This window comes from Flavobacterium sp. BFFFF1 (assembly GCF_002256285.1).
Lineage (GTDB): Bacteria > Bacteroidota > Bacteroidia > Flavobacteriales > Flavobacteriaceae > Flavobacterium.
The window spans coordinates 100,927-107,578 of record NZ_NKJE01000014.1 but is presented as its reverse complement, the minus strand read 5'-3'; the positions used below and the strand labels follow the sequence as shown (position 1 = coordinate 107,578).

Below are 6,652 nucleotides of genomic sequence, written 5' to 3'. Positions count from 1 at the left end.
GAATTGCTGAGTGCCATAGAAAGCAGGTTGAAAAAGCGAGTCAAGCACCAGGATTTATATGATAAGGCCATTGGAGCGCCTCAAAAAGTGGGCGCTGTGCGGGCAGGAATACCCGAGTTGAAGAAAATGATTACAGAAGCGAACGGCAGGAACTTCAAGAAGGACCAGGTCGTGCATTATGAAGGAGACAAAGCACTGGGCGTCTATTTTGTGCTGTCGGGAAAAATCAAGACCGTCAAATTAGCATTAGATGGTCGCGAGCTCATCACCAATATTTATCAGGCAGACGATTTCCTGGGCATCAATATTATTTTATCCAACACACCCTATACTGATACGGCTACGGCACTTGAAGACAGCCTATTGTGTTTTTTTCCTAAAGCACAGTTTGAAGAATTGTTGCATGTATATCCAGATATCGCTGAAAAGTTTCTCCAACTGTTGTCACGGGAGGTTCGTGACAAGGACACCCATCTTTTACAACTGGCGTATCAATCGGTAAGAAAAAGGATTGCTGAATCAATTTTACGGCTGTTCCGTAAACAGGATGTCATTCAGGATAGCGTTACGATCAGCCGCGATGATCTTGCGGCGTTGTCAGGTACCGCCTCTGAAACGGTCAGCCGGACGCTCACCGAGTTTAGGAACGAAGGCCTCATTGAAAAAAATGGCAACGCCCTACGAATACTGAACCACGATAAGATCAGCATGATGCGCAATTAGCGGATGGGAGTTGGCACTGAAAGAATCATCCGAAGTCTCTGGGAATCTGCAACGATTACTGCCGATTCCAACGCGGAGATTATTTATAAATTAAACAGAAAACAAATCGCTTTTGTGTCGCCAACGAAGATTTGTAGTTTCAAACGGCAGTTTTGATTTTCGCTTTGCGGTATTCTATAAGCGCCAAAACCATGTTTAATGAAATTTCAATATGCCCCGTAGAGGAGAAGGTACAGGTGCTGCTATTGGTATAAGTTCCCTGCGCAGATGACTGGTGAACCCCGATATTTGAGGGGAATGAATTTTCCGATGATGATTTATTTGGATAATTTTCAAGTATCTTGTGAACCAAGAAGTGGTGTTTTGATGTATTATTACTTGGGATATTTATTTTTGCGGAGGCGGCTTTTATATTAATGGCTATCAAAGAATATTTATAGGATTTACTGAAACTTAGCGAAGAGGAAATTATTTATAAAAGATAAGAATGACTCTCAATTAATTTCGTGAAAATTGTTTCGTTAGGTCATCTATTGTATTCAATTGGATTGTTGATGTTGATTTTCGGTCAACGCTATCATGAACTCTACCAAAGCGATTTCTTGTTCAGTAAGTTGATAGTTATGCTCGAGATAATACTCGTCATCTAAGATTTTAATAGTGCTAATAAAAACATCGTGGAAAAGTAGATTGAATGCAGGTGCTTTCCCTTTACAAATATTGAAATCCGAACTGCTAAAGTTTCGGTTTTTTCGAACGGATTGAGTATTTGTCCAATACCAATGGTAGCCTTCTGAATTGTAAATTCTGACAAGATTCGACAATATACTTGTCATGGCTACGGCAATACGCTCATTTTTTCCAAGAAGATGAACTTGGGTGAGAATTTCTTCACATTTTTCTCTTTCAATAAAGTCATCTTTTACCAAAGCTAAAACGCTGGGTATCATTTCTTCATTTGCAATCAAGCTTTCATGATATCCCGTATATAAACTTGTTTGTTTATAGGCATCAAGATGTTCATGCCCAATATATTTTTCAATGAAATCAGTGCTATATTCTTCCGACCAGAATTGTCCGCTGCGTTTATATATTTCTTCATCAAGTAGTAGCACTGGCAAAGGATCGATTGATAGGCGATATACAGCTACAGCCCCGATGCTCGTTATTAAAAAATCTTGGAAATCTTTAAGGCGCGCAGCATTTTTCTTTGAGCTATCTCTACCATAGTACGAATAAAACGTACTAAAGCCTTGTTTGTGGACATATTTGTTCATTTGATGCTTTGCCGAGTCTACTTCTTCGAAGAAAACCGACATTTTTTCTTTTATGTCAGCAAAATCGCTTTTCCGTTTGACCAAGGCATCTATCATCTGCTTGTGCATAGGAAACTTCTCCTGCTTACTCCATTTCTGCATTTCAATTTTTCTGTTTTCTTCCGTGTCATCGGCTAAGTAAACAGTAGTTGTTGAAATCTCTAAAGATTGTCTTAAGGAGTAAAATGCACAATCGAAATATCCTTTCTCAAACAAGGTAATCGAATTAATAATAAGCTGAATCGCTTCTAAGAAAAATTGGTTTGCAAACATTGCATCCATTCGTCCTGTCATGCCCCATTCAATATTATTTAGGTCCTTATAGTATTGTTCTTTCTCTGGTAAAATAGCTGGGACAATATTTTGATTTTCCTTGTTAAATATATAAGTTTCATTAAAATCCATGTTCATCCTTGGTTGACCTACAGACGGTCATTAATAAGCGTAAGAGTTTCAACAATCATATTGTCTAATTCACTTGCTGTCATAGTATGAGGATTGACAGACAGTGAAGCGAAATCCGGCGAAGGATCACCATGATGAGGTCTCCATGAAACACTATTAATTAAACGCAAATCTGAAATTACCTGAGCTTTATTGCCATCTCTAAAAACTACTGGCTCAGCTTCTAGATGTGTAATCAAACTTCCAAATGTCTGCGTGTGTGTCATTGTCCTTAAGTCGTGATAAAATTTAAAGCGTAAATGTGCTTCCAAAACATTCCTTAACCATCCAAGTACTGTATCTTTTTTAGAATGATCGGGGTGAGTGCGGAAGCTCTCCAGTTCTTCAATATGTTTAAAATACGTATTCTTCACCAAATCATCCAAATCGCAAACTTCAAGGATCGAAGCGCGCGCAGCGAAATTCTCGGTAACTCGCAAAGTTTTTTTCTGCGCTGCGCCGAAACCGTCACCGATTTCATGAAGGAAATGTTCATTATGGCTCAAGACAATTACCTGTTTCATGTGCTGAAAAAGATTTTTGATTAGCCTGACTGTATATGTCCGGCGATTTGTATCTAAACTTGATAAAGGATCATCAAACACCAGTATCTTGTCAGCTCGGTGAGGGTCGTTATCAAGTTTGGCAAGAAAAAATGCGAGGGCTATAGTGCTTTTATCTCCTTCACTGAGACATTCCCGCGCACTAAATGGTTGACCTTCATCGAATGAAATATCCAATCCGTCAATTGTCAACTTATACCCGACTTTACTTTCTCTAGCTTGTCCGCGCGGAGGTAAGTGGACGACATCGGCAATTTGAAAGGACGTTTTAAAAACTGTCCCGAGATAATGGTTAATTTGAGTAGAATAAGTTGCCAAGAAGCTACTTGCTAAAGTATCTTGGCTAGCTGATAGCGCAGTATATTGCTGTTCAAGTGTTCTAAGGTTAGTACGCTCCGCTGCAAGCTGTACGCACAGGGTGTTAACTGCTGGGTCAAACCGGCGCTCAATTCTACGCATACGATTTAATTCAGCCTCTGCTTGTGCAATAGTTTGTATGCCAGTTTTAAATGTTGCAATACCCGCATTATAAGCCACAACTTCAGCGTTATACTGCGTTATTCCTGCGCTAATTGCAGCGAGGGATCTTTCAAATTCCTCAACGCATTCAATCGCAACTACTGTTGATGGATTTTGAGCCTTATAATTAACAGCGGCTATTACCCTTCCGAGTTCTATTTGTAATACCTGTTCGTCCGGCATGAAAGCAAATGAAGGAGGCTGAACAGTTGATGGCAAATGCGCTACCCATGACGCTATGGCGGTAACGTTGTTCTGATTTGTACTTTGAAGTGCCTGAAGCGTAGCGGCCAAATTGAAAGACTGTAAGTCGTTAGTATGCGTCTGAATACGTTCGGTCAACGCTCCAAAATCTTCATTGAACAATGTGTTATAGGCTCTGAATAAATCTAATGAAGTTGAAATTTCTTGCGTACAAAATGGACAGGATATCTGCTCGTCAGTATTACGGTGATTTTTGTGTTCGACATATCGAAATCCGCTTTCGAGCCAACGCTCAGGATTTTGTAAATTATTTGCTGCTAAATCAGCGCAATGCTCGGCAAAAAGTGTTTTTAAAGCCTGATCTCCGATTATAGCTGTTGTCAATTGCAAGTCAGCCTTCAAAGTATCAAAGTCTATTCCTCGTTGGATGTCGGAAAGTTGCTGTAAATTTGGTAGCGTTTGTATTGTCGCATTTGCCCTTGCTGTCGTAAGTGAAGCATCAGCCGCCGCTATCGACTGGGCAATATTTACAGCACTCGCCGTTTGTAAAGCTACTAAATCATTCAACATTGCTCCAGCAGTCAGATTATTTGCTACGGCTGTTAAAATCTGTTGTTCTAAACTCGTCTGTAGTGTCCTAGAAACTGTTTTAGAATCTTTGTTGGCTTCGATCTGCTGTTGAATCGCCACACCCTGATCGCCGATAACAAATTTATGCAGTTGTTTACGTTGGCCATCACCAAAATCAAAACCTGAATAAATATTATCGTTTATAAAATGTATGTCAAAAATCTCTACGTTATCTAATGGAACGCTCCAGCCTGTGGTTCGTAAAGTGTGGTGTATGGGAGGGGTTCCGGCCTCAACAATTTGTGCGGCCTGGTTAACAGTTGCATTCGTCGAAGCACGACTGATTACAATCTGAGGGTCATTTGTGGTCGCAGAGCGAATGACTGAAGTTAAGGTAGTCTTGCCGCTACCGTTATCCCCATAAATAAGAGTTAACTTGTGAAAATTTACCTGACCTGAGGCAGTATAACTCCGAAACTTACCTATTGAGGTCAAACGCTCAATTTTATGTATCATTTTATCTCTTTATAGATTGATTTAAGCCTATTTAACTAAATGATTTAGTGTCAAATATATTCACTTACAGTTGAAAAATCAAACGTTCTGCGAATATACAATTGCTATATTATTCTTTTTTGCTATTTTTGCCATCTAGGTTGCTCAGAAACCTGCCGCCCACTGTAGCGAAGCTGTATAAGCACTGAACTTTATCTCGTTTTGGAAATCTTTTCCTCATATCGAGAAGTGGTTGTGGGTGACATTTTTTTGTATGAGATTAAAAAAGAAATTCCAATGGATCAAATACCAACTTTAGACTACATCAAGCGTCAAGCAAAAAAACTTCGAAAAGAACTTGGCATTACTCATACTGAAGCCTTAGAAAATGTTGCAAAACAATATGGCTTCGCGAATTGGATTAATTGCCAGCGTACATTAAACCAAAAAAGAGACATACCGGCAGACATTGCTGCAAATTCATTTCAACTGAATTTTACAGACTGGCTTAGAAAGCATGTAAAGCGCGATTCACCTTTAGGAGATTTAGCGAGAGATATGTCGGACAAATCTTGGCCGTCTTATACGACTGTGGAGCAATACTGCGATTATTTACATGATAAGAATGCGGTTTATGAAGCTATACAGACCCTTAATCGTGCTTGGAAAACCTACACAGCGTATGTGAAAAGGAAAAATTCTCCACAACCTGTAAATTCCATTCGAAAAAAAGTTGCGATTAAAAACTACGATGAACGCAAAATTACATTTGTAAAGAATGTAAAGCCACTTCACTTTGAGGATCGTCGTGCCGAGAAATTTGAAGCAGGGGATAAAGCATGGATTTCATGGACTGGGTCGAAAGCAATCCCTGCAACAGTTATTAGCGGAGACGAGCGCAACTACAAAGTTAGATTAGAGCGTCCTTTGGCGAAGGCTGGCAAAATTACATATTCTCTATTCGCAGATGAAGTACGAAGCACGCCGGAGTTAGCTTGTTTAAATATGGTTTCAATGTGATAAGAATAAAAGAGCCCTTAAAAGGGCTCTTTTTCAATTCATAAAAAGACTCGTAATCCAAATATACACGTTTACGGCAATGGAATAACAATAGCTGGATTATACGGTGAAGCGTAGGGTGCTGGTAAGATAGCCATACCCTGACCGTCTCTTGATTGCGTAACAACATATCCATTGGGTATGTAACCTGTCCTTGCAATAGCTTGAGCATTATTTCTTGCATCATATGCATTTCGAACTGCGGCAGCTGCGCTGAAAGGCGATTGACCTTGTATCATCCAGCTTCCGTCATTGATTTGGACCTGATAAACATTTCGTGCAGTATCATAATAAACTGCGCTTCCTACGCCATACTGGTTAGAAACAATTACCGGTCCTCGCGCTGCGTCAGATTGCATTTTTGCCAGTGCAGCATTTTGTGCCGCAAGTTGAGGATTCACGTTGGAATACCCTTGTGCTTGAGAATTGCCAGTTTGCGTTTGATAAGTATATCTACTATCACCGTGATTTCTATTATCTGAAGCTGTGTGTTCTTTTAACGCTTCAACAGCATCCTTAAGCATTTGGTAGTTACCTTCAGACAATGCGCCATTTGTACCTTGTGCAAAAATAGTATTTGCAGATATAGCAAATACTAATAAAAAAAATTTATACATGACTATCGGTTTTAAAATTATTTGCAAATTTAAATGGTGATATACTTAATAAATTGTTAAATAAATAAATTTTCGTCAAAATGAATTATTCCATAGATAAACAGCACAAACAATCTTGATATTGTTAAATAGTAAGTGCGAG

Annotated in this window: 6 protein-coding genes; 2 read left to right on the top strand and 4 right to left on the bottom strand. The window is 39.3% G+C overall.

Annotation, left to right across the window (positions count from 1 at the left end; all coding sequences use genetic code 11):
* Positions 1-723 (top strand): Crp/Fnr family transcriptional regulator (locus CFE23_RS10335; RefSeq protein ID WP_291087492.1); only part of this gene is annotated, 723 nt, incomplete at its 5' end.
* A 139-nt stretch (positions 724-862) separates the two neighbouring features.
* Here CFE23_RS10335 and CFE23_RS10330 read toward each other — a convergent pair.
* The 3 genes from CFE23_RS10330 to CFE23_RS10320 form a co-directional block, all read right to left on the bottom strand.
* Positions 863-1,075 (bottom strand): hypothetical protein, encoded by a 213-nt coding sequence (locus tag CFE23_RS10330; protein WP_291087488.1) that lies wholly within the window; start codon positions 1,073-1,075, stop codon positions 863-865.
* A gap of 187 nt (positions 1,076-1,262) precedes the next feature.
* The gene (locus CFE23_RS10325) at positions 1,263-2,444 is read right to left on the bottom strand and encodes a hypothetical protein (RefSeq protein WP_291087485.1); all 1,182 of its coding nucleotides are present in this window, start codon (positions 2,442-2,444) and stop codon (positions 1,263-1,265) included.
* A gap of 17 nt (positions 2,445-2,461) precedes the next feature.
* The gene (locus CFE23_RS10320; protein WP_291087482.1) at positions 2,462-4,855 is read right to left on the bottom strand and encodes an AAA family ATPase; all 2,394 of its coding nucleotides are present in this window, start codon (positions 4,853-4,855) and stop codon (positions 2,462-2,464) included.
* Between the two features lie 276 nt (positions 4,856-5,131).
* On the opposite strand from CFE23_RS10320, the gene CFE23_RS10315 reads away from it, so the two are divergent.
* The gene (locus CFE23_RS10315; protein ID WP_291087479.1) at positions 5,132-5,854 is read left to right on the top strand and encodes a YozE family protein; all 723 of its coding nucleotides are present in this window, start codon (positions 5,132-5,134) and stop codon (positions 5,852-5,854) included.
* A gap of 71 nt (positions 5,855-5,925) precedes the next feature.
* Here the strand turns inward: CFE23_RS10315 and CFE23_RS10310 are convergent, their stop codons facing one another.
* Positions 5,926-6,510, bottom strand: coding sequence for a hypothetical protein (locus CFE23_RS10310; RefSeq protein WP_291087476.1), 585 nt, complete (start codon positions 6,508-6,510; stop codon positions 5,926-5,928).
* Between the last annotated feature and the right edge of the window lie 142 nt (positions 6,511-6,652).